This is a genomic window from Sphingomonas cynarae (genome assembly GCF_039537815.1).
In the GTDB taxonomy this organism is placed as follows: Bacteria; Pseudomonadota; Alphaproteobacteria; order Sphingomonadales; family Sphingomonadaceae; genus Sphingomonas; species Sphingomonas cynarae.
This window is the reverse complement of the sequence record NZ_BAABBF010000002.1, coordinates 73256-96265: the sequence shown is the minus strand read 5'-3', so window position 1 is coordinate 96265 and position 23010 is coordinate 73256. Positions and strand designations below refer to the sequence as shown.

The window sequence follows — 23010 nt, the reverse complement described above, 5'->3', positions numbered from 1 at the left end:
CACTCCGGCCATCGTTCAGGGGACCCTATCCGTGAAGCCATATCCGATCGCCGCCGCGCTGCTGCTGGCCACCACCACCCATATTCCCGGCCATGCCCAGGCCCCGGCCACCTATCACCCCGCGCCGCCCGCCATCGCCCGGATACTGGCGCAGGCACCCACGCCGGGCGTCACGGTCAGCCCCGATCACCGCGTGATCGCGATCTGGGGTCGCGAGAACCTGCCGACGATCGCCAACCTGTCGCGCCCGATTCTGCGGCTGGGCGGCTATCGCATCGATCCCGCCACCAACGGTCAGGCGGAGGTGCGCGTCCAGTGGCTGAACGCGCTGACGCTGCAGGATCTGGCCAGCGGCAAACAGGTGAAGGTGGCGCTGCCCGCCGGCGCGCGGTTCAGCAACGCCAGCTGGTCCCCCGATGGCCAGCGGCTGGCGATGGTGGTGCAGGGTCCGGCCGGGCTGGCGCTGTGGACGGTGACGCGCGACGGCACCGCGACGCAACTGGTCGATCACGTCAACGCCGCCTTTTCCGGCGCGCCCTATGCATGGTTGCCGGACAGCAGCGCGGTGATCGTCCGCACCGTCGATCCCGCACGCGGCCCCGCGCCGGTGGCGGGCGACGCGCCGGGCGGCCCGATCGTGCAGGAAAGCACCGGCCGCACCGCCGCCGCCCGCACCTATGAGGATCTGATCCGCGACGCCGCCGACGAACGGCTGTTCGATTATTATTTCACCGGCCTGCTCACCCGCGTACCGGTGAACGGCGGGGCCGCCGCCACGATCGGCAAGGCGGGGCTGTGGACCGACTTCGCCGCTTCCCCCGATGGCCGCTACCTCATGACCGAGCGGCTGAAGCGCCCCTACAGCTATCTGCTGCCCGCGCGCTTCTTCCCGACCGAGATCGCGGTATCGACGATCGACGGCCAGCCGGTCCGCACCATCGTCGACCGGCCGCTCGCCGACGATCTCGCGGTCGATTTCGACGCGGTCGTCACCGGCCCGCGCGAGGTGGAATGGCGCGCCGACGCCCCCGCGACGCTCGTCTGGGCGGAGGCGCTCGACGGCGGCAACCCCCGCGCGAAGGTGGCGCTGCACGACCGCGTCCTGATGCAGGCCGCGCCCTTCGCCGCCGCGCCGGTCACGCTGGCGGAAACGCAGGCGCGCTATCGCGGCACGTCATGGGGCAATGACGGGTTCGCGATCGTGGCCGATGCCGAATGGCGCACCCGCACCGAGCATCGCTATGCCGTGTCGCCGGGCCGGCCGGGCACCGCGCGGCTGATGCTGACGCGCAATTATCAGGATCAATATGGCGATCCCGGCCAGCCGATCACCGAGAACAACGCGGCGGGCAAACCGGTGATGCGCTTCACCCGCGACGGCCGCGCGGTGTTCGTGACCGGCGAGGGCGCGACGAAGGACGGTGCCTTCCCGTTCCTCGCCACGCTGCCGGTCGCGGGCGGCGCGCAGGAACGGCTATGGACCGCCAAGGCCCCTTATTACGAAGATGTCGTCGCGCTGCTCGACGATGACGGCAAGCGCTTGCTCACCCGCCGCGAAAGCGCGAAGGACGCGCCCAATTACTATGTCCGCGCGGCGAAGGGCGGATCGGCCAAACCGATCACCCGCTTCCCCGATCCCGCACCGGCAATGGCGGGGGTGACGCAGCGGACGATCACCTACAAGCGCGCCGATGGCCTGCCGCTGTCGGGCACATTGTACCTACCTGCCGGGTACGAGGCGAAGCGCGACGGCCCGCTGCCGACCTTGCTCTGGGCCTACCCGTCCGAATTCACCAGCGCCGCGACCGCGGGGCAGACGGTGGATCAGGGCAACCGTTTCACCCGGCCGCGCGGGATCAGCCACCTGTTCCTGCTGACGCAGGGCTATGCGGTGCTCGACGATCCGGCGATGCCGATCGTCGGCGAAAACGGCGCGGAGCCCAACGATACCTATGTCGAGCAATTGACCGCCGATGCGAAGGCGGCGGTCGATGCGGTCGTCGCGCTGGGGGTCGGCGATCGCAACCGGATGGCGGTCGGCGGGCACAGCTACGGCGCGTTCATGACCGCCAACCTGCTGGCGCATACCGACCTGTTCCGCGCCGGCATCGCCCGCTCGGGCGCCTATAACCGCACGCTGACCCCGTTCGGCTTCCAGGCGGAACAGCGCACCTACTGGCAGGCGGCACCGACCTACAACGCGATGTCGCCCTTCTCCTATGCGGACCGGATCAAGGAACCGATCCTGCTGATCCACGGGCAGGCGGACGACAATTCGGGCACCTTCCCGATCCAGTCCGAACGCATGTACGCCGCACTGAAGGGCAATGGCGCCACCGTGCGCTACGTCGTGCTGCCGGGCGAGCCGCATGGCTACCGCGCGGCGGAATCGACCGGCGAGACGCTGTGGCAGATGACCGACTGGCTCGACCGCTACGTCAAGCCGGTCAAGGTCGCGGCGGCACCGGCTGGATGACGGGAGCGCGGATCAGCGACCAGCCATCCGGCAGATAGTCGGTCGACATATAGAAGTAGAAGGCGCAGCTGCCGTCGCTACGGTAGCTGCCGCCCTTCAACACGCCGAGCGCGGTGGTGCCCGCGAACACCGGCGCGCCACTGTCGCCGCTCTTGCAGGTCGGGCCGGCGGCGGTGATCCAGGTCGGCAGGCACGCGCCCCCGCACAGGTCGCCGGCGGGCGCGAAGTCGGTCAGTTCGACCGGCGAACAGCTATAGCCGGTCCGTTCGCCGCGATGGCACACGGTGTCGCCCGCGCGGGCGGAGGTGCGGCGGCGCTGGCCGGTGACGGGGCGGGCCAGCCGCTTGGGCGTGTCGGCATAGAAATAGGGGCTGGCCGCCCCGGCGGTCACGTTGACCTGCACGTCCTGATGGCCCCAGCCCCATTGCCCGACCATCGGCAACGCCACCGCCGCGCCGCCCGCCGGATCGATATAGGACAGCGTGTCCGGGCAGTGCGCGGCGGTGACGACGCCCTGCCGCACCCCGTCCGTCACCGAGAAGCCGGTGGTGCAGGCATAGCGCCGGCCATCGACCGGGCTGGTGCCGACCACGCGGGCACCGCCCTCCACCGCCACCATGTCGGTGCCGGTGTCCTGCATGTCGCCTGCCATGTCGAAGTCCGCCCGATCGACCGCGCGCACCCGCACCGGCACCCCGGTCATCGCGGCGAAGCGCGCCTGCAACGTCGCCACCCCGTCATGATCCGCGTCCACCCCCGCAACCATCACCACCAGCTCGCCCGTCCGCTGGTCGATCCCGATACCGGGCGGGCGGCGCAACGCGGCGCGGATCGCCGGCTGATGCTGCGTCAGCGCGGCGAGCAACTGTGCCCGCGTCGCCGAGGTCGCGACCCGGAAATCGACCGGCACCGTCATCCCGCCCGCCGGCAGGATGCGCCCCGGCACCGGATCGCCGGCGGTCAGCAGCACAACGATGCGGAACGCCGGTACATGCTCGATCGCGATCCCCGCCAGCCGGTCGCCGAATTCGGCGGCGATCGCATCGGTCGCCGCCACCGTCTCCGCTTCCGCCCGCAACCGCCGCACCGCATCGTCCAGCGGCACCGCGTATCGCCCCGCATAGGCGGCGGCATCCTGCGCCACCGCCTCGTCGACGGTCTGGAGGTGGACCGGCGGAGTCTGCGCGACCGCGCCGGTGGAGCCGACGAAGATCAGTGCGGCAGCGAGGCGGATTGCGGTCGAGGGGCGAAAAATAGACACGCACCCTTCCTACCGGATCGCTATAAATCATTGCTGAATGAGGCCCATCAGCCCCACCGATTCACCACCCCGGCGGAGGTCGGGGTCCAGTTGGGGGAACGTCAGTTGGGCATCACCACCGCTATCGCAACTGGACCCCGGCCTCCGCCGGGGTGGAAGATCGATGACTGCCCCTACCGCGAATACGCCTTGGGGAGCGCCGTCTCGCCCGGCGTCAGATACCGGTCGCGCAAGCGGCGCTGGCGGGAATTCATCGGTTGCGAACGGCCGTCGATCCACACCGCCTCCGCCGCCGACGACAGTTCGAGCGGATCGCCGCTCCACAGTACCACGTCCGCACGGCGGCCGGGGCGCAGCGAGCCGATCTCGGCGTCCAGCCCCATCACTTGCGCGGGTTTCGACGTGATCGTCGCCAGCGCCTGACCCCAGTCGAGCCCGGTCGCCCCCGGCACCTTGCCGATCGCCACCAGATTGCCCGCGAACTGGGTCAGGCCGTGTTCGCCACCGCTGCCGTCGAACAGCACGCCGACGGTGATCCCCGCCCGCGTCATCCGGCCGACGTTGGATTCGGTCGCCGCCAGTTGCTCGAACGAGGCGGGCAGGTCGGCGATCGCCGACGCCATCACGGGCACCCGCGCCGCCGCGATCTCCTGCGCCACCATCCAGCCCTCGCCCGCGCCGGCCAGCACCAGCTTCAGCGACGGATAGCGACGCGGCAGGGTCAGCACCTGCCGGATGTCGCTGGCACGCTCGACATGGACCACCAGCGGCATCCGCCCGTCGAGCACCGGCAACAGCGCCTCCGCATCGGCGCGCTTCAACAGGGCGTCGCGCCCGCGCCCGTCGAACGCGGCGGGGTTGCGGCGGTAATCGGCGGCCTGCGCGAAGGCGTCGAACAGCATCGCATAGGCGGCGGGGCGACTGCCGCCGGCATGGTCCGCGCCGCTTTCGCCCAGCTCGACATACTGGAACGCGCGGGGCTTCGTGACAGGATCGGGATCGGCGCCCAGATCGATGATCGCCCCCTGCCCGCCGAAGATCGACGTGCTGGCGTCGCTGGTCACGATCGCGCGCGTCACGCCGCCGGCGCGTTCGTTGCCGATGATGACGCCATTGGGATTGAGCGCGGTCGACACGTCGAGCGCGGCGTTGAACGGCGAGGTGCGCGCACCGCCATCGTTGCTTTCGCCGACGCCGCCGGCATCGACCAGCCCGAGGCTGCCGATCCCCGCGACGATGCCGGGCGTCACCCATTTGCCGGTGGCGTCCACCGTCTGCGCGCCCGCCGGCACCGCAACGCCGCGCCCGGCGGCGACGATGCGGCCGTCGCGGATCACGACGGTGCCGCCGGGGATCGGTGCGGAACCGTCGCCGATCGCCACGGTGCCGCCGGTGATGGCGATGGTCTGCGCCGCAGCGGGCACGGCCACGAATGCGGCGGCGAGGAGCAGGAGCGCCTTCACTTCACGTCTCCTTCGCCCGGCTGGCCCAGCTCGAAATCGCTGACCGGCCGTCGTTTGGGATCATCCGCATCGTAGAGCAGCGCGCCGTCGACCCATACCTTCTCCGGCCGCGTGTAGACGCTCAGCGGATCGCCGTTCCACAGCACCACATCGGCCATCTTGCCGGGTTTCAGGCTGCCGGTGCGATCGTCGATCCCCAGCGCCTTTGCCGGCGCCAACGACAGCCACCGCCACGCCGCCGCGTCCGACACCTCGATACCCGCGCGGCGACCGGCGGCGAGCGCCTTGGCCACTTCCTGATTCAGGCGCTGGATACCGTTGGCGTCGTCGGAATGGATCATCACGCACGCCCCCGCCTTGTGCAGGAGCGCGAGATTCTCGCCGATGCCGTCATAGCTTTCCATCTTGAAGCCGTACCAGTCGGCCCACACCGCCGCGCAGGTGTCGTTCTGCTTCAGCAGATCGCCGATCTTGTACGCCTCCACCGCATGGTGGAACGCCGTCACCTTGTATCCGAACTCCCTGGCCATATCCATCACGATGGCCATCTCGTCGGCGCGGTAGCAGTGGTTCTGGACGCGGATCTCGCCCGACAGCACGCCGCGCAGCGTATCCATCGCGATGTCGCGGCCCGGCTCGTCGCCGCCCTGATCCTCGTACCGGTCCCATTTGCGCTTGTAGTCGGCCGCCTTCGCCCAGGTCTGCCGATCGACCGCGACATTGCCCATCCGGGTCGCAGGCTTGCGCCCCTTGCTGCCATAGACGCGCTTCGGATTCTCGCCGCACGCCATCTTCAGGCCATAGGGCGCTCCCGGAAACTTCATCCCCTGCATCGTGCGGGCATAGACGTTCTTCAGCACCACCGATCGTCCGCCGAACAGGTTGGCGGAGCCGGGCAGAATCTGAAGCGTGGTGACGCCGCCATTGGCCAGCGCGCGGCCGAAGCCGGGGTCCTGCGGCCACACGCTGTGTTCGGCCCACACGTCCGCCGTCACCGGATCGGTCGCCTCGTTGCCGTCGGACAGCGCCTGCACGCCGGGGCTGGGGTAATCGCCCAGATGACTGTGGATATCGATGATGCCGGGGGTCACCCATTTGCCGGTGCCGTCGATCACGGTCGCGCCGGCCGGAACGGTCAGGCCCTGCCCGACGCCCACCACCTTGCCGTCCGCGAACAGCACCGACCCACGCTCGATCCGGCCGCCCTCGCCGTCATAGATGGTGACGTTGGTGACCAGCGTCGGCACGCCGGGATAGGCGCGATAGGTGGAGGGGAAGGGATCGTGGTCGTACCCCTTGCCCCGGCCGGGCGCGGGCGCCTTGGGCTTGGCTGATGCGGTCTGCGGCCGCTCGTCGCCCTTGCTTGCGCAGCCACCCAGCACCAATGCCCCGGCAAGCGCCGTCGCCGCCCACAAACCCCGTATCGCCATGTCGCCCCCTTGGTCGTTGGCGGGGATGGTAAGCGACCGATCGGGCAGCGTAAATGGCCTGCCGGGCGATTACGCGTCAGGCGACGGCATCGACCTCGTCGGTATGGACGTCGAACCGGACCAGGGTGGTCCGCCCGAACGCGGTGGTCAGCGCGGTATCGGTGGCGTCGCGGCCCCGCGCCATCAGGATGCGGCCGATGCGCGGATGGTTGTGCCGTGCGTCGAAGGTATGCCAACGCCCACCCAGATACACGTCGAACCATGCGGAGAAATCCATCGGCGCATCGACCGGCGGGATGCCGATATCGCCGAGATAGCCGGTACAGTAGCGCGCCGGGATGTTCATGCAGCGGCACAGCGTAATCGCCAGATGGGCGAAGTCGCGGCACACGCCCTGCCGCTCCTGATACGCATCCCATGCGGTCTTGGTCGCGCGGGCATGGTGATAGCCGAATTCGACATGGTTGTGCGTGAACTCGACGATCGCGCGCACCCGTTCCCACCCGGCGGGGATATGGCCGAACAACGACCAGGCGGTGTCCGACAGCCGGTCCGTCTCGCAATACCGGCTGCCGAGCAGGAAGATCAGCACGTCGTCGGGCAGGTCCTCCACCGCGTGCTGCACCGCATCGGGCGCGGCGGGATCGGGCAGGCCGTCATCCTCCACCACGAAATCGCACGACAGCGTCACGCCGCCCGCCGGGATCGTGATCCGGGTACACACATTGCCGAACGCGTCCTGGTAATCGTACATCGGCACCGCCGGATCGGCGGCGATGCGGTGCAGCGTGCGCAGATCCTTGTTGCGGGACGGATGGACGCTCAGCATCGCCAGCATCGGTGTCGCCACCTCGGCATCGAAGGCGATGTCATAGCCAGCACGGATCAGCATCAGCCGGTTTTCCTCATGTCGGGGGCAGCGGTGGGGGCAGCAAGCGCAGGGGGCGCGTCGGCGGGATCGATGCGCGCGTCGACGGTGACGGTCATGTCGAGGAAGCTGCCGGGAAACCCGCTCCACGTCCCCGACACCGGCACCGCCTGATAGATATCGCGGACCACGGCGACGCGGATCAGCCCGCGATTGCCGACGATGCCGTTGGTCGGATCGAATTCGACCCAGCCCGATCCCGGCAGGTACACCCGCACCCAGGCATGGGTATTGCCGCCGCCCACCGGCATGTCGCCGCTCGATGGGCCATAGACGTAGCCGGATACGAACCGTGCCGCAAACCCCAGCGCGCGCACCGCCTCGATCATGAACATCGCATAGTCGCGGCAGGTGCCCTTCATCCGCGACAGCGTCTCGATCGGGCTCTGCGTGCCCTTTTCGGCGCGGGGGACATAGGTAAATTCGCGGCGGATCGCGGTGGTCATGTCCGACAGCATCGCCAGCGTGTCGGTGCGCCCGGCCGGGTTGACAAAGCGGCGTGCCCAGCTGTCGATCAGCCGTAGCGGATCATGATGCTGCCGCTCGATCGAGCGCAACAGGTCCGGCATCTCCTCCGACGAATAGGTGAAGGGATAGGACCGGGCATATTCCTCGATATCGACATGCTGCAACTCGGCGGGGGTGTGCAGCACCCGCACCCGGCTGTCGAACACCAGTTCCTTCGCGCGCCGGTCGAACGTGGCGATCGCCACCGCGTTGCCGAACACGTCCTGCAACCACCGCACATCGGCGGGTTCGGGCGAGATCGTCAGCCGCGCGTCGAGCAGATGCTGGTCGAAACTCTCGCGCGGACGCACCATCACCCGGTGTTCGCCGAACGACACGGGGTGACGATAGCTGTAGGCCGTGACATGGGACAGGTTCAGGAACGGCAACCGGCAGACCCCCCATGGCCCATAATGCTTGATACCCCCGTAGAACCGTTACTGGGGCTTAACGATCCCGATCCCGTGCAGATCGTCAATCCGGGCGGCCGATCCGACCTGCTGCTGATCGGCGATCATGCCGGCAAGGTCGTGCCGGCGGCGCTCGGATCACTCGGGATCGGGTCGGGCGATCTCGACCGGCACATCGGCTGGGATATCGGCATCGCCGGTCTGGGCGAGGCGCTGGCGGCGATGCTGGATGCCGTCTTCATCCGCCAGACCTATTCACGGCTGGTGATCGACTGCAACCGCGATCCCGACCGCGCCGATGCGATACCGGCGGTCAGCGACGGCACCCCCATTCCAGCCAATGAAGGGCTGACCGATGCGGATCGCGCGGCACGGAGGGCGGCGATCCACGCGCCCTATCAGGCGGCGATCGCCGCCGAACTGGCACGGCGCGATGCGGGCGGACGGCGCACGCAACTGGTGTCGCTGCACAGCTTCACCCCGGTGATGGCAGGCGTGGCGCGGCCATGGCAGGTCGGCGTGCTGCACGATCGCGGCGAATTGAGCCTGACCCACCGCACGCTGGCCCGGCTGCGCGCCGAACCGGCGCTGACGGTGGGCGACAACGAACCGTACCGGATGGATGGCATCGATCATACCGTGCCCCGCCACGCCTATCCCGACCGTCCCTATGTCGAACTTGAAGTGCGGCAGGACCTGCTGGCCGATGCGGCCGGGGTGGCGGCATGGGCGCGGCGGCTGGCAACGGTGCTGGGAGAGTAGGAACGATAGCGGGATGGATCAGTCGATCCCCCACTCCCACAATCCCGCATCCGCCCCGGCGAACGTCACCCGCAGATACCGCGCGGTGCCGGCATGGGGCACGACGATCGGCGAGCCGCGATGCTCGGCCACCGCCGCCACCGTCCGCCACGTGCGCCTGTCGTCAGACGCATCGATCCCGAACCGGTAGGCGCGGGTCGCATATTCGGGGCGCAGCCGGCTTTCGCGTACCGCCCGCCTGCGGCCCAGATCGGCGACGATCGTCTGCGGACCTGCGACCGGCGGCTTCCATAACGTCGCGTAATTATCGTCCGCCGCGTGCGCCGCGCCATGCAGCGCATCCAGCCCCGCTCCGCTCGCCGTCCATGGCAGGCCCGGCGTGCGCCTGGCCGCAAAACCCTTCACGTCGCTACCGTGCGAAGGCGCGACGCGGGCCAGCGTACCGTCGCCGCGCACCGTCAGCGGATCGACCGCCACCTGCCGCAACACCGCATCGCCGCCGGTCGGCCAGGGCAGTCCCTGCCGGTGATAGAGGATATAGGGCTGACCACCCGACCGGAAGATCGCATGATGGCCGGGGCTGACGATATTGCGCGCAGCATCGGTGGCGAGGATCGGGTTCCCCGCCGCCTCGGTGAACGGCCCCAGCGGCGACGATCCGGTCGCGTAGCGGACCTGATAGGTGTCCTTCGTCGTGTTGCCGTCGCTATAGGTCAGGAAGTAACGCCCGTTCGCCTTGAACATGAACGGGCCTTCGAAATAATGACCGGGGGTCACGTCGCGCGGGGTGCCGTCGAACGTCACCATGTCCGGCTTCAGCTTCACGACGAAGCAGTGGCCGTTGACCCAGTTCAGCCCGGACCCCCAATAGAGATACGCCTGCCCGTCATCGTCGACGAACGCCTCGGCGTCGATCATGTGGTAGCGCAGATCGAACGTCTTCGCGATCAGCGGCTTGCCACCGTTCGCATCGCGCCATGGCCCGGCAGGCGATGGGGCGGTGCCCACCCAGACCTCGCTGCCGACCGATACGTACATCCACCAGCGGCCGTCCTTGCCCCGCACGACGGAGGGCGCCCAGACCTTCGACCCGTTTGAGGTAGGCCCGGTCGCCGCCGCCTTGGTCGGCCAGTCGGGCGTCGAGAAGGTCCAGTCGCGGCCATTGGTCGATTGCCACAGCCCCAGCCGGTCGTCGCCCCAGGGATCGATCGTCGCATAGATGTACCAGCGGCCATCGTGGCGAACGATCGATGGATCGGCGAAATAGCCCGGCAGCAACGGGTTGCGCGCACCGGGTGCATCCCACCGCGCCTCTGCCGGTGCTACCGGTGCCTGCGCCTCGACGGGCGTGGCCGCCCCCGCGACCAGCGCCGCGAGGGCGATCGCGGCGGCCTTCACTGCACTTCCGTCGCGCGGGCAGGCCGTGCCTTGGCGGGTGTGGTGCCCTCGCCCACGAACGGTTCCAGACGGAACGCGACGCGGGTCGGCGCCAGCTTCGTCCGGTATTCCTTGCGCGGCTGGCCGATCGCACTCCACGCGGTGTCGCCACCGACGCCCCATTGCGCGGCGTCGATCAGCAGCGATACCTGACCGTGCGGCACGATGTCGCTCGACTTCCACGTCCCCGGCGCGCGGCGATAGAGGTCGGTATAGGGGAAGGCGAGCGCGTTCATCATCAGCGGCGTCTCACCGGTTACCCGCAGGCCACCCGCCCCCGTCCCGGCGGTGCCGGACACCTCCATCCAGCGCACGTCGACCTTGTTGCCGGTATCCTGCGGGCGCATGTAATCGTGATTCTGGTCGGCGATCGCCCCGCGCCACAGGCCGATCGCAGCGCCGGTCTTGCGATCGACATAGCTTTCGTGCGGGCCACGGCCGAACCATTCCACCGTCTTCATCGTGGTGGGCATCGCATAGGACAGGCCGATGCGGATCGGCGGCGTCAGATCGGTCTTCAGCGGCGTGAACTCGCCCGCCACCGCGACCGATCCGTCGCCCGCCATCGTGTAGCTGGTCACGAACCGCGCCGCGCCGTCGCCCAGCGCATGGTCGACCCGCACCTCCGCGGCACCGCCGCCCAGCTTGCGCACGGTGACCGATCGCACCTGTCGGGTTTCAGACATGCCCTTCCACGGCTTCATCTGCGCGATGGTGCCGGTCAGCGTGTCGTTGTCCGTCTCCGCGCGCCAAAAATTGGGCGCGCCGCCGCTGACCAGCGTGGCGCCGCCCCGGGCATAGCCGTCGATCAACCCGGTCTTGCGGTCGATCGTCAGCACCGCGTCGCCCGCCGACAGCCGCACCGCGCCGCCCGCATCGCGCACCGCCACCGCGCCGGCCCGCGCCGACGCCGACGCCGGTTTCGGGGTGGCCGCCAGCGCGAACTGGTCCCAGCCGATCGTGTAATCGGCGGGTACCAGCGGTACCGATCCCGCCTTCGCCCGGGCGCGGACGGTGACCCAATATTCCGATCCCGGCTTGCGCGCGGTCGTCGGCAGCGGCAGCGTCACCGCCTGCGTCGCCCCGGCGGCGGTGGTCATCGCGGGCAAAGGCCCCTGCGCGACGGCCACGCCGTCCTCCTCCATCACCCAGTCGAACGCGAAGCCCGACAGGTCACGGAAGTCGTGCCGGTTACGCACCGTGACGCGGCCGGTGGCGGGGTCGAACCCCTCGAACTGGATCGGCGCATAGACCTTCTGTACCTCGTAGAGATGCGGGTTGGGCGTGCGATCGGGCTGGGTCAGTCCGTCCCCGAATTCGATATCGCCGCCCGGATTGGGGCCGTATTCGCCGCCGTCACCCCAGTAACGCCGCCCGTCCCTCGTGTAGCGGTACATCGACTGGTCGACCCAGTCCCACACGAAACCGCCCTGCAACTTGGCGGGATGGGCGTAGATCGTGTCCCAGTAATCCTTGAAATTGCCGCCGGAATTGCCCTGCATATGGGCATATTCGCACTGGATCATCGGCTGGGTCTGGGTGGTGTCGTTCACCCAGTCGACCATCTTTTCGATCTCGTCGTACATCGGCGCATAGATGTCGACATAGGGATTGGGCTTGTTGGTGCCGCGATCCAGCGTGCCCCAGCCGAGGTACGAGATCAGCCGGCCCGGATCGCGCCCGCGCAGCGCCGCGGCGGCCTTTTCGAAATTCGAGCCGATCCCCGCCTCGTTGCCCAACGACCAGAAGATGATCGAGGGATGGTTTTTGTCCCGCTCCATCATGTTGGTGACGCGGCTGACATGCGCGCCCTCCCATGCCGGGTCGAAGCCGATCTGCAGCTTTGGGCGCAGTTCGGGATGCTTGTTCGCGTAATCCATGTACGCGTGGCTTTCGATATTCGCCTCGTCCATCACGTACAGGCCATATTCGTCGGCCAGCGTATACCAGCGCGGATCGTTGGGATAGTGCGAGGTGCGGACCGCGTTGATGTTGTTGCGCTTCATCAACTCGATGTCGCGGCGCATCGATTCCAGCGAGATGACGTGGAACGTCTCGGGATCATGCTCGTGCCGGTTGACGCCGCGGATGACGATCGGGCGGCCGTTGACCGAGACACGCCCGTCGCGCATCTCGACAGTGCGGAAGCCGATCTTCTGCGGCGTCGCCTGCACCACCTGCCCCTTTGCATCGAGCAGTTCGACCATCAGCGTGTAGAGGTTCGGCGTTTCTGCGGTCCACGCACGCACGCCCGACACCGTCGCGGCCAGCGTGACGACGCGCTCCGCCTTGCCCGGCGCGACGCGTGCCTCCTTCACCAGCACCGGCCGGTCGCCGTCCATCAGCGTTATGCGCGCGGTCATTCCTTGCGTGGCGGGCGTGACGGCGAGGTCGGTGGACAGCACGCCGTCGCGATACGCCTTGTCCAGCCCGGCATGAACGAACACGTCGCGCACCCGCGTCTTCGGCGCGGCCATCATGAACACCTCGCGCTCGATGCCCGAGACGCGCCAGAAGTCCTGATCCTCCAGATAGCTGCCGTCCGACCAGCGGACGACCTGGATCGCCACGGTGTTGCGGCCCGGCTTCACGAACCGCGTCACGTCGAATTCGGACGGCAGCTTGCTGTCCTCCGAATAGCCGACGTCCTGGCCATTTACCCAGACCTTATACGCCGATCCCGCCGCGCCGATGTGCAGGATCACGTCCTGCCCGGTCCAGCCGGCCGGCACCTCGACATCGCGGCGGTACGAGCCGACCGGGTTGGTCGCATGGGGGATCAGCGGGCGGTTGGCGGGAAAGGGATAGGTGATGTTATTGTAGCGGGCCTGGTCATAACCCTGCGTCTGCCAGTCCGACGGCACCTTGATGCTCTTCCACGCCGACACGTCGTAATCCGGCCGCTCGAACCCGGCGGGCAGCCGGTCCGCATCGGGGGAGAACGAGAATTTCCAGTCACCGTTCAGCAGCAGGAAGCGCGACGACTGGGTGCGGTGGCCGGCCAGCGCCCGCTCGCGGTTTTCGAAGGGAAAGCCTGTCGCGCTTGCGGGCAGCTTACCGCGTGCATAGACCGCCGGGTTCTCCCAATCGGGCCGGGCGGGATCGACCTGCACCGGCTGTACCTGCGGCGCTCCCTGCTGTGCCTGCGCGGTGGCGGTGGCAAGCGCCAGCGCGCTGATCCCCAGCGTGACCGATCCCTTTTTCACGTCGTTCCTCTCCCGACCATTTCGTCTTCTTGTATGACAATACAGGCCACCCCGGCCGACGCAACCCGCCGCCCGGTCAGCACTCGTCGGGATCACCCCCTGCCGGCCGCTTTCCCGGTCCGCAGGGATGCGTGGGATAGGCCTCCAGATCGAGTTCGGTCGCCTCGCGCACCACGCTGACGGTGTCGCCCTCGTCGCGCAATTCATACAACTTCCCCAGCGCGCGGGTGAAGGGGCGGTGGAGGATCATCATCAGCCGCCCGTCGAACGCGCGGAAGACCATGCCATGGCCGCTGTCGCGCCGGACCAGCGGTGGCAGATGCTCCCACCCCCCGGCGAGATCGCCCGTCTTCGATCGCGCGATCCCCTGGATATAGCCGCCCTTGCCGTAACTGGACCACAGCATCAGCAGCGTGCCGGTGCGCGTGCGGAACAGCTCGGGGCCATCGGTGACGTAGATGTTCGTGCCATCCGCCTGCGGCTGCGCCAGCGCCCAAGGCGCCTCGTTCGCGCGGAACAGCACGCGGGGCGAGCCGGCGGCGGACAGGTCGTCGTTCAGCGGCACAGCCTCGATCGTGCCGATATCGGTCTGAACCCACTCGTGCGCATAGACCATCCACGGCTTGCCCGCCGGATCGACATAGAGCGATCCGTCGAGCGTCATCTGTGCCGCCGGCGCCACCGACTCGCCGCCGCGCACCAGCGTGAACGGCCCGCCCGGCCGATCCGCCACCGCCAGCACCGTCGACCGGCGATGCAGCGGGCGGGCGCCCCTGGACGGCAGCGGCAGCTTCTCGTTGTGGAAGGTGGCGAACAGATACCATTTCCCGCGCCATGGATGCACCTCCGGTGCCCAGGCCCCGTCGGTTGCCCAGCCACCCTTCGGCCAGGCGAAGACCAGAGTCGGCGTCGTCCAATGCTTCAGATCGCGGCTGGTATAGGCCATGATCCCCAGCCGCGCGTCCCCCGTCATCCGGGCGTCGTTGCGGGTGAATAGGTGATAGGTACCGGCCGCCTTGTCCGCGACGATCCACGGATCGTGCAGCCGCATCTGGGGCATGAGGAGCATATCGGCGGCGGGGGCGGGCGGCTGTTGTGCGGCCAGTGCAACCGGCGCGGCCGCCAGCAGGATGCCGGCGATCGCCGACAAGGTTCGATACCGCATCCGTCTCTCCCACCAATTTGTCGGACGGATTGTCGCAGGCGGTGGAAAGAAGGGCAAGCTGCGACGCTGCCCTTCCTTGAAGCAAGACTTTGTATGCGCAGCCACATTGGATAGGCGAGATACCGGCGGGCTGATCGTCAGGCCGCCCTGTCCTGCCTAGCGCGACTTGACGGCATAATCGTTTGCCAATGCCGTTACGGCTGCCCCGATTGCCTGGCGAACGCCCGAAGTCGTGGCGATCCGTCCACATGTCATTACGGGAAGTGTCACGGCCGGTGCCATCGGGCCTTCACCCTGGCCCTCCGCTACACCCGATCGGGCGAGCTCTGCTTTCACGGCAGTAGTAACCGGCACCCATTTCTCAATTGGTCCATGCGCTCCCTGCATGATCGCGCCAGCCCATCGCTGCCCCTGGTCCTTCAGATAATTATTCTGCTGCATCGTAAAGCAACTGGCCGTCGCATAGGCGACCAGATCGTCCTGCAAGGGTGACCGGGCACCAGCGCCGGTCGATGCGGCATGACCGCCACAAGCGGCAAGCAGCGACAAGGCCATCATCGCCGAACGCATCATGCTAGCTTCCAGAACTCGCCACGCGAAGTCTTCGCGCTGCCACTGGCATAGCTGGTATAATTATCATGCTTGGGTTCACGATACCGTGCGCCGACCCACAACGCGATATGTCCGCTGGCATCGGACCAACTGACGGTGAAGGCTACGATGCCGCGCTTGCCCCGAAATGCGCTGTCATAGGGACTGGCATCGTCGAGCGACGGCTTGCCGAGCAGTCGTATGAGATAGGCGCGAAATTCGGTGACACGGAAGATGATCCGCGACCCATCGGCTGCACCGAGCGTCTGAGCACGGGCGGCAGCGATGGTGATCGGCGTACCACCGGCGTTGAATGCCATGCTCAATCTACTGGCGCAGGTATTGCCGTTCGGCCCGAAGCCGGGGGTTTCGATTTACGCGCGGCCGTACCACCCAGATGCGTGTAGAGGTCGCGAAGGCTGGGGTAGGCGACATGATCGGGAAACGCCGCCCAGATGCTGGAAAGAACAGGCTTGGCCATATCGCGATGTCCCTCATCTATTCCCGTCAACCTAGGTTAGCCAACGACCTCAAGGGGGGGCGCCCCAAACCCACGCTCGGCCCCGTCACTCCGCCGCCACCTGTTCCCCCCGCCCCTTAAGCAACGGCGCCAGATACCGCCCCGTGAAGCTGCGCGGTTCCTTGGCCACCACCTCCGGCGGGCCTTCGGCCACGATCTCGCCACCCTTCACGCCGCCTTCAGGCCCCAGGTCGAGCACCCAGTCGGCGGTCTTGATGACATCGAGATTGTGTTCGATCACCACCACAGTGTTGCCCTGTTCGACCAAGGCGTGGAGGACTTCGAGCAGCTTGCGGACATCCTCGAAATGCAAGCCCGTCGTGGGTTCGTCGAGGATGTAGAGCGTGTTGCCGGTGGCGCGGCGCGCCAGTTCCTTGGCCAGCTTCACGCGCTGCGCTTCGCCGCCCGACAGCGTCGTCGCCTGCTGCCCGACCTTGACGTAGCCCAGGCCGACCTCGACCAGCATCGCCATCTTGTCGCGGATCGGCGGCACCGCCTTGAAGAACTCGGCGGCATCCTCGACGTTCATGTCCAGCACGTCGGCGATGCTGTGGCCCTTGAACTTCACCTCCAGCGTCTCGCGATTGTAGCGGGCGCCGTGGCACACATCGCATTCGACATAGACGTCGGGCAGGAAGTGCATCTCGATCTTCAGCACGCCGTCGCCCTGGCACGCCTCGCACCGGCCGCCCTTCACGTTGAAGCTGAACCGGCCGGGCTTGTACCCGCGCGCCAGCGATTCCGGCAGGCCGGCGAACCAGTCGCGGATCTGGGTGAAGGCGCCGGTATAGGTCGCCGGGTTGGATCGCGGGGTGCGGCCGATCGGCGACTGGTCGATGTCGATGACCTTGTCGAGATGGTTGAGGCCCGTCACCTTGTCGTGCTTGCCCGCCAGAATGCGCGCGCCGTTCAGTTCGCGCGCGGCGGCGGCGTAGAGCGTGTCGATCGTAAAGCTCGACTTGCCCGATCCCGACACGCCGGTAATGCAGGTAAAGGTGCCGAGCGGGATCGACGCGGTCACCCCGGTCAGGTTGTTGGCGGTGGCGTTGTGGACGGTCAGCTTCTTGCCGCTGCCCTTGCGCCGCTTGGCGGGCACCGGCACTTCGCGCGTGCCGTTCAGATAATCGGCAGTGATGCTGGTCTTCGATTTCAGCAGTTGCTTCAGCGTGCCATGCGCGACGATCTGGCCGCCGTGGACGCCCGCGCCCGGCCCCATGTCGATCACGTAATCGGCGGTGCGGATCGCATCCTCGTCATGTTCGACGACCAGCACGGTATTGCCGAGATCGCGCAGCCGCCGCAGCGTGGCGAGCAGCATGTCGTTATCGCGCTGGTGCAGCCCGATCGACGGTTCGTCGAGTACGTAGAGCACGCCCGACAGGCCGCTGCCGATCTGCGATGCCAGCCGGATACGCTGGCTCTCGCCGCCCGACAACGTGCCGCTGGTGCGGTCGAGGTTGAGATAATCGAGCCCGACATTGTTGAGGAAGCCGAGCCGCTCGACGATTTCCTTCAGGATACGCTCCGCGATCGCGCGCTGCTGGTCACCGAGATGCGTCGGCAGATCGGTGAAGAACGCCAGCGCATCGACCACCGACAGGCGGGTGGCATGGGCGATGTCCTGCATCGCGACCTTCACCGCCAACGCCTCCGGTTTCAGGCGCGCGCCGCCGCACACCTCGCACGGGCGCGACGACTGGTATTTCACCAGTTCCTCGCGCATCCACGCGCTCTCGGTCTGGAGCAGGCGGCGGTTAAGGTTGCCGATCACCCCCTCGAACGGCTTCGACACGTCGTATTTCTTCTTGCCGTCGACGAAGGTCAGCGTGACCGGCTTGCCCTTCGACCCGTGCAGGATCAGCGCCTGGACATCGACCGGCAGGTCGGACCACGGCGTATCGAGGCTGAAATCATACGCCTTGGCCAGACTGCCCAGCACCTGCATGTAATAGGGCGACGGCGGGTTGGACTTGGCCCATGGCACCACCGCGCCCTTTTTGATCGTCAACGCATGGTTGGGGACGACAAGGTCTTCGTCGAAGATCAGCTTCTCGCCAAGGCCGTCACAGGCCGGACATGCGCCTTGCGGCGCGTTGAACGAGAACAGGCGCGGCTCGATCTCCGAAATGGTGAAGCCCGACACCGGACAGGCGAACTTTTCGGAGAACACGATGCGGCCCGGCGGCGCATTGTCGCCCAGCACCTCGGATTTCGGGGTGTGGGGCTCGACCGGATCGGCGGGGTCGAAATATGCCAGGCCATCGGCGAGTTTCAGCGCGGTCTCGAAACTCTCCGCCAGCCGCGTCGCGATGTCGGCCTTGATGACGATGCGATCGACGACGACCTCGATATCGTGCTTGAACTTCTTGTCGAGCGCGGGCGCCTCGTCGATCTCGTGAATGGTGCCGTCGATGCGGACGCGGGTGAAGCCCGCCTTCTGCCATTCGGCCAGTTCCTTGCGATACTCGCCCTTGCGCCCGCGCACGACGGGGGCAAGCAGATAGGCGCGCGTCCCCTCCGGCAGCGCCAGCACCCGGTCGACCATCTGGCTGACGGTCTGCGCGGCGATCGGCTCCCCCGTGGTCGGCGAATAGGGGATGCCGACGCGGGCCCAGAGCAGGCGCATGTAATCGTAGATTTCGGTGACGGTCGCCACGGTTGAACGGGGATTGCGGCTCGTCGTCTTCTGCTCGATCGAGATGGCGGGAGACAGGCCCTCGATATGGTCGACATCGGGCTTCTGCATCAGTTCCAGGAACTGACGTGCATAGGCCGACAGCGATTCGACGTAGCGGCGCTGCCCCTCGGCATAGATGGTATCGAAGGCGAGGCTCGACTTGCCCGAACCGGACAGGCCGGTGATCACCGTCAACGTATCGCGGGGAATGTCGATGTCGACATCCTTGAGGTTGTGCTCGCGCGCGCCGCGGACGGATATCTTGGTCAGCATGGGGAGGGTTCTACTTCTGTTCCACGTGAAACGCCAGAGCGGCAAGATAGGAACGCTGCCGCACGGTCACCAGTTGCGAGCGGCGATCCGTGTATTATATCCCTGATACACAAATGGCGGAGCCGCATGATGGGCAAGAAGAAGCACAAGGATCGCCACGGCGACAAGCATGGCCACAAGCACGAAACCGGCCATGATGCGAAGCATGGCGATGGCGCGGCACGATCGGGTTCGTTTTCGCTGCCGCTCGCCGGGATTGCCGCGATGGTGACCCAGCAGTTGCAATCCCCCGCCGCCCGTGTCGCAATGGCGACCGGCCTGCGCGCCGCTGCCGATGCGCTGGCGAAGTCCGCTAGTCCGCCGACCCCGCCCGTGCCGCCGGTTCCGCCCCGGCCGGAGGCGGCCGATACGGTGCCACCCGTGCAGCCCGCCGCGCCACAGGGCACTACCCGCTCGCCCAATCCGGACGCGATCGCCGGTGCGATCGGTGAGGCGGCGGAACTGGTGCTGGCGCGGTTGTTCGGGAAGAAGGGGTAGCGTCGGTCTTACCCTGCCCGGCTTGCAGGCTTGCGGCGCCAGATCAGCGACTGTCGATTCAGCATCGCCATATCCGCGTCGCCCGCGATCGCGGCGCGGCCGAGGGAAACGGCCCGCATCAGGGCTGCGGTATCGGCGTGGGCAAAGGCGGGGCGACCGGTGACGTGATCGTACCAACAGCCGCCATAGCTATGGTCGAGCAGGATACGCTGGAAACAATGATCCGCCCGGATTGGCCATCCCCGTGCGGTCGCAAGGGCGGGAAGATAGACGCGGGTCAGATGAAGGCACTCGGCTTCCAGCGCGAGGCGAGGCGAATCATGGATCATCGGCCCAGCCGATGCGGTTTCCGTGCGACGATATCGCTCGCCTTCACGCCGTCATTGTGAGTGTGATGAAGCAATTTGCGGCATGATCTGCGGTGCATCTGAAGTCGGGCCAAACAACAGCGGGACGTCACGGGAGTAAATCCCGTGACGTCGGACGGCGCCTGGGCGCCGCCGGCCGGCCCGGCCACCTTTGGCGCGCCGCTGCTTTGCTGCGACGGCGCGCGACCGGGCTCAAATGTGAATCGGCTTGCCCTGCACCGCCATCGCGGCTTCCTTCAGCGCCTCGGCATGGGTCGGGTGCGCGTGACAGGTATAGGCGATGTCCTCGCTGGTCGCCCCGAACTCCATCGCCTGCGCGGCCTGCGCGATCATCGTGCCGGCGAGCGACGAGATGATCCAGACGCCCAGCACCCGGTCGCTCTTGGCATCCGCGATCACCTTCACGAACCCGTCGGTGTCGCGATTGGTCTTGGCGCGGCTGTTGGCAGCGAAGGGAAACTTGCCGACCTTGATCTCGCCCTTTGCCTTGGCGGCTTCCTCGGACAAGCCGACACCGGCGATCTCGGGCATGGTGTAGACCACGCTGGGGATCACGTCGTGGTTCACGATACCGGTCTGGCCGGCGATGTTCTCCGCCACCGCGACACCCTCGTCCTCGGCCTTGTGCGCCAGCATCAGGCCGGGGGCGACATCGCCGATCGCCCAGATGCCGTCGACATTGGTGCGGAAATCATGGTCGATGCCGACCTGCCCACGCTCGGTCAGTTTCACGCCGGCCGCTTCCAGGTTAAGGCCATCAATGTTCGGCTTGCGGCCGATCGCGACGAGGACGGCATCGGCGGTCAGCGTCGTGCCCTCGCCACCGGCGGCGGGCTCGATCGAGATGGTCGCCGCGGTGCCATCGACCGCGACGCCGGTGACCTTGGTCGAGGTCATCAGCTCGAAGCCCTGCTTCTTGAACAGCTTGGCCGACTCCTTGCGGACCTCGCCATCGAAGCCGGGCAGGATCTGATCGACATATTCGACGACCGTGACCTTCGCGCCCAGTCGCTTCCACACGCTGCCGAGTTCGAGCCCGATCACACCGCCGCCGATCACCACGAGATGTTCGGGTACCTTGGGCAGCGCCAGCGCGCCGGTGCTGTCGACGATGATCTTCTGGTCGATCTCGACGCCGGGCAGCGGGGTGACGGAGGATCCGGTCGCGATCACGATGTCGCGCGCGGTGACGGTCTGGTCGCCGATGGTGACGGTGGTGTGATCCTTGAACGCGGCCTTGCCCTTCAGCCACGTCACCTTGTTCTTCTTGAACAGATATTCGATGCCGCCGGTCAGCTCGCCGACCGCCTTGGCCTTTTCAGCGTGCATCTGATCAAGGTTGAGCGTCGCGCCCTGGATCTCGACGCCGAACTTGGCGAGGTGACCGCCGGTCGCCTCCGCATAGAGTTCGGACGCATGGAGCAGCGCCTTGGACGGGATGCAACCGACGTTGAGGCAGGTGCCGCCCAGCGTCTCGCGGCTTTCCGCGCAGGCGGTGCGCAGCCCCAGCTGCGCAGCCCGGATCGCGGCGACATAGCCACCGGGGCCGGCGCCGATCACGAGGACGTCATAGTCGTATTCGTTAGCCATCTTCATCTCCGTTCCCCGGCGGAGGCCGGGGCCCAGTTGCGGGGCATATATGGTGAACGCCGCGCCCCGTTACATCCGCCTTCCCAACTGGGCCCCGGCCTCCGCCGGGGAACAGGCTGCGTGCTATGCCTTACAGGTCGATCAGAATGCGGGTCGGGTCCTCGATCGCATTCTTGAGCGCGACGAGGAAACTCACCGCTTCGCGGCCGTCGATCAGGCGGTGATCGTAACTGAGTGCGAGGTACATCATCGGACGCACCACGACTTGGCCGTTCACCACTACCGGGCGGTCCTCGATGCGATGGAGGCCCAGCACCGCCGACTGCGGCGGGTTGATGATCGGGGTCGACATCAGCGAGCCGAACACGCCACCGTTCGAGATGGTGAAGGTACCGCCCTTCATCTCGTCCATCTTCAGTGCGCCTTCCTTGGCGCGCTTGCCGAAGTCGCCGATCGTTTTCTCGATGCCGGCGACCGTCAGGTCCTGCGCGTCGCGGATCACGGGCACGACGAGGCCGCCGGGCGAGGAAACCGCGACCGAGATGTCAGCATAGTCGTGATAGACGATGTCATCGCCCTCGATCGAGGCGTTGACCGAGGGGATGTCCTTCAGCGCCATCGTCGCGGCCTTCACGAAGAAGCCCATGAAGCCCAGGCGAACGCCATGCTTCTTTTCGAACAGGTCCTTGTACTTGGCACGCGCCTCGATCACCGCGGTCATATCGACGTCGTTGAACGTCGTCAGCATCGCGGCGGTGTTCTGCGCTTCCTTCAGGCGCTTGGCGATCGTCTGGCGCAGACGCGTCATGCGGACGCGCTCTTCCTTGCGCCCGCCGGTCGTAGTGGCGCCAGGGGCCGGTGCGGCAGCGGGCGCCGGTGCGGCGGCAGGCTTGTTCTGCGCGGCGGCCTCGACGTCTTCCTTGGTGATGCGGCCGTCCTTGCCGGTGCCCTTGATCGTGGCGGGATCGACGCCGTGCTCCAGCACCGCGCGGCGGACCGAGGGGCTGAGCGCGGCGGGGCTGTCACCGGTCGGCTCGGTCTCGGCGGCAGGGGCCGGCGACGGTGCCGGGGCGGCGGGCGTCTGGGTGACGGCGGGCTGCGGCGCGGCCTCCTTGGGCGCGGCGCTGCCGCCGGCATCGACGGTGGCGATCATCGCGCCGACCCGCACCGTATCGCCGACCGCAACCGCATGCTGACCCATCACGCCCGCGACGGGGCTGGGCACCTCGACCGACACCTTGTCGGTCTCAAGGCTGGCGATCGGCTCGTCGAGCGCGACCGCGTCGCCGGGTTGCTTGAGCCATTCGCCCAACGTCGCTTCGGTGATCGATTCGCCCAGTACGGGGACGGTGACTTCGGTGGCCATCATTCTATCCTTCCAACCCCGGCCGGAACCGGAGCGATTATCG

Annotated in this window: 17 protein-coding genes; 3 read left to right on the top strand and 14 right to left on the bottom strand. The window is 67.4% G+C overall.

All coding sequences use genetic code 11. The features are described 5' to 3' along the window. Nucleotides 1-31: 31 nt before the first annotated feature. On the top strand, nucleotides 32-2476 hold the full coding sequence (locus ABD719_RS03720) for a S9 family peptidase (RefSeq protein ID WP_344692047.1): 2445 nt from the start codon (nucleotides 32-34) through the stop codon (nucleotides 2474-2476). Here ABD719_RS03720 and ABD719_RS03715 read toward each other — a convergent pair. From ABD719_RS03715 to ABD719_RS03695, 5 genes are all read right to left on the bottom strand, one after another. Then, the gene (locus tag ABD719_RS03715) at nucleotides 2448-3737 is read right to left on the bottom strand and encodes a chymotrypsin family serine protease (RefSeq protein WP_344692046.1); all 1290 of its coding nucleotides are present in this window, start codon (nucleotides 3735-3737) and stop codon (nucleotides 2448-2450) included. The genes ABD719_RS03720 and ABD719_RS03715 overlap by 29 nt on opposite strands. Before the next feature lie 173 nt (nucleotides 3738-3910). Beyond that, a complete protein-coding gene (locus tag ABD719_RS03710; protein ID WP_344692045.1) occupies nucleotides 3911-5200 on the bottom strand; it encodes an amidohydrolase family protein in 1290 nt (429 codons plus the stop codon). Beyond that, nucleotides 5197-6630: an amidohydrolase gene (locus ABD719_RS03705; protein ID WP_344692044.1), complete on the bottom strand. Its 1434-nt coding sequence runs from the start codon at nucleotides 6628-6630 to the stop codon at nucleotides 5197-5199. Before ABD719_RS03705 ends, ABD719_RS03710 begins: the two co-directional genes overlap by 4 nt. 76 nt (nucleotides 6631-6706) lie before the next feature. Next, complete coding sequence (locus ABD719_RS03700; RefSeq protein ID WP_344692043.1) at nucleotides 6707-7522, bottom strand: transglutaminase-like domain-containing protein; 816 nt, start codon at nucleotides 7520-7522, stop codon at nucleotides 6707-6709. Beyond that, nucleotides 7522-8454 carry a transglutaminase family protein gene (locus tag ABD719_RS03695; RefSeq protein ID WP_344692042.1) on the bottom strand — a complete coding sequence of 311 codons (933 nt, stop codon included), beginning with the start codon at nucleotides 8452-8454 and terminating at the stop codon, nucleotides 7522-7524. Before ABD719_RS03695 ends, ABD719_RS03700 begins: the two co-directional genes overlap by 1 nt. A gap of 24 nt (nucleotides 8455-8478) precedes the next feature. On the opposite strand from ABD719_RS03695, the gene ABD719_RS03690 reads away from it, so the two are divergent. Beyond that, nucleotides 8479-9237 (top strand): N-formylglutamate amidohydrolase, encoded by a 759-nt coding sequence (locus tag ABD719_RS03690; protein WP_344692041.1) that lies wholly within the window; start codon nucleotides 8479-8481, stop codon nucleotides 9235-9237. Nucleotides 9238-9255: 18 nt separating this feature from the next. Here ABD719_RS03690 and ABD719_RS03685 read toward each other — a convergent pair whose 3' ends face one another. The 6 genes from ABD719_RS03685 to uvrA all read right to left on the bottom strand — a co-directional run bounded on the left by ABD719_RS03685 (nucleotide 9256) and on the right by uvrA (nucleotide 19106). Beyond that, nucleotides 9256-10635 (bottom strand): family 43 glycosylhydrolase, encoded by a 1380-nt coding sequence (locus ABD719_RS03685; protein WP_344692040.1) that lies wholly within the window; start codon nucleotides 10633-10635, stop codon nucleotides 9256-9258. After that, on the bottom strand, nucleotides 10632-13880 hold the full coding sequence (locus tag ABD719_RS03680; RefSeq protein ID WP_344692039.1) for a glycoside hydrolase family 2 TIM barrel-domain containing protein: 3249 nt from the start codon (nucleotides 13878-13880) through the stop codon (nucleotides 10632-10634). Before ABD719_RS03680 ends, ABD719_RS03685 begins: the two co-directional genes overlap by 4 nt. Before the next feature lie 76 nt (nucleotides 13881-13956). After that, nucleotides 13957-15045 (bottom strand): glycoside hydrolase family 43 protein, encoded by a 1089-nt coding sequence (locus ABD719_RS03675; protein WP_344692038.1) that lies wholly within the window; start codon nucleotides 15043-15045, stop codon nucleotides 13957-13959. Between the two features lie 156 nt (nucleotides 15046-15201). Further along, entirely contained in the window at nucleotides 15202-15618 is a 417-nt protein-coding gene (locus ABD719_RS03670; RefSeq protein ID WP_344692037.1) for a hypothetical protein, read from the bottom strand. Beyond that, complete coding sequence (locus ABD719_RS03665; protein ID WP_344692565.1) at nucleotides 15615-16010, bottom strand: T6SS effector amidase Tae4 family protein; 396 nt, start codon at nucleotides 16008-16010, stop codon at nucleotides 15615-15617. The genes ABD719_RS03670 and ABD719_RS03665 overlap by 4 nt, the downstream gene beginning before the upstream one ends. 192 nt (nucleotides 16011-16202) lie before the next feature. Beyond that, on the bottom strand, nucleotides 16203-19106 hold the full coding sequence (gene uvrA / locus ABD719_RS03660; RefSeq protein ID WP_344692036.1) for an excinuclease ABC subunit UvrA: 2904 nt from the start codon (nucleotides 19104-19106) through the stop codon (nucleotides 16203-16205). 126 nt (nucleotides 19107-19232) lie between these two features. On the opposite strand from uvrA, the gene ABD719_RS03655 reads away from it, so the two are divergent. After that, nucleotides 19233-19643: a hypothetical protein gene (locus ABD719_RS03655; protein WP_344692035.1), complete on the top strand. Its 411-nt coding sequence runs from the start codon at nucleotides 19233-19235 to the stop codon at nucleotides 19641-19643. 8 nt (nucleotides 19644-19651) lie between these two features. Here ABD719_RS03655 and ABD719_RS03650 read toward each other — a convergent pair whose 3' ends face one another. From ABD719_RS03650 to odhB, 3 genes are all read right to left on the bottom strand, one after another. Then, the gene (locus ABD719_RS03650) at nucleotides 19652-19972 is read right to left on the bottom strand and encodes a GCN5-related N-acetyltransferase (RefSeq protein ID WP_344692034.1); all 321 of its coding nucleotides are present in this window, start codon (nucleotides 19970-19972) and stop codon (nucleotides 19652-19654) included. 231 nt (nucleotides 19973-20203) lie between these two features. Beyond that, nucleotides 20204-21601, bottom strand: coding sequence for a dihydrolipoyl dehydrogenase (lpdA, locus tag ABD719_RS03645; protein ID WP_344692033.1), 1398 nt, complete (start codon nucleotides 21599-21601; stop codon nucleotides 20204-20206). 130 nt (nucleotides 21602-21731) lie between these two features. Next, entirely contained in the window at nucleotides 21732-22967 is a 1236-nt protein-coding gene (odhB, locus tag ABD719_RS03640) for a 2-oxoglutarate dehydrogenase complex dihydrolipoyllysine-residue succinyltransferase (protein WP_344692032.1), read from the bottom strand. Between the last annotated feature and the right edge of the window lie 43 nt (nucleotides 22968-23010).

Bases quoted from the DNA above. Each gene is read 5' to 3' on its own strand.
- ABD719_RS03705 (WP_344692044.1), bottom strand. From the start codon at position 6,630: ATGGCGATACGGGGTTTGTGGGCGGCGACGGCGCTTGCCGGGGCATTG.
- ABD719_RS03700 (WP_344692043.1), bottom strand. From the start codon at position 7,522: ATGCTGATCCGTGCTGGCTATGACATCGCCTTCGATGCCGAGGTGGCG.
- ABD719_RS03690 (WP_344692041.1), top strand. From the start codon at position 8,479: ATGCTTGATACCCCCGTAGAACCGTTACTGGGGCTTAACGATCCCGAT.
- ABD719_RS03675 (WP_344692038.1), bottom strand. From the start codon at position 15,045: ATGCGGTATCGAACCTTGTCGGCGATCGCCGGCATCCTGCTGGCGGCC.
- ABD719_RS03670 (WP_344692037.1), bottom strand. From the start codon at position 15,618: ATGATGCGTTCGGCGATGATGGCCTTGTCGCTGCTTGCCGCTTGTGGC.
- uvrA (WP_344692036.1), bottom strand. From the start codon at position 19,106: ATGCTGACCAAGATATCCGTCCGCGGCGCGCGCGAGCACAACCTCAAG.
- ABD719_RS03655 (WP_344692035.1), top strand. From the start codon at position 19,233: ATGATGGGCAAGAAGAAGCACAAGGATCGCCACGGCGACAAGCATGGC.
- ABD719_RS03650 (WP_344692034.1), bottom strand. From the start codon at position 19,972: ATGATCCATGATTCGCCTCGCCTCGCGCTGGAAGCCGAGTGCCTTCAT.
- lpdA (WP_344692033.1), bottom strand. From the start codon at position 21,601: ATGGCTAACGAATACGACTATGACGTCCTCGTGATCGGCGCCGGCCCC.
- odhB (WP_344692032.1), bottom strand. From the start codon at position 22,967: ATGGCCACCGAAGTCACCGTCCCCGTACTGGGCGAATCGATCACCGAA.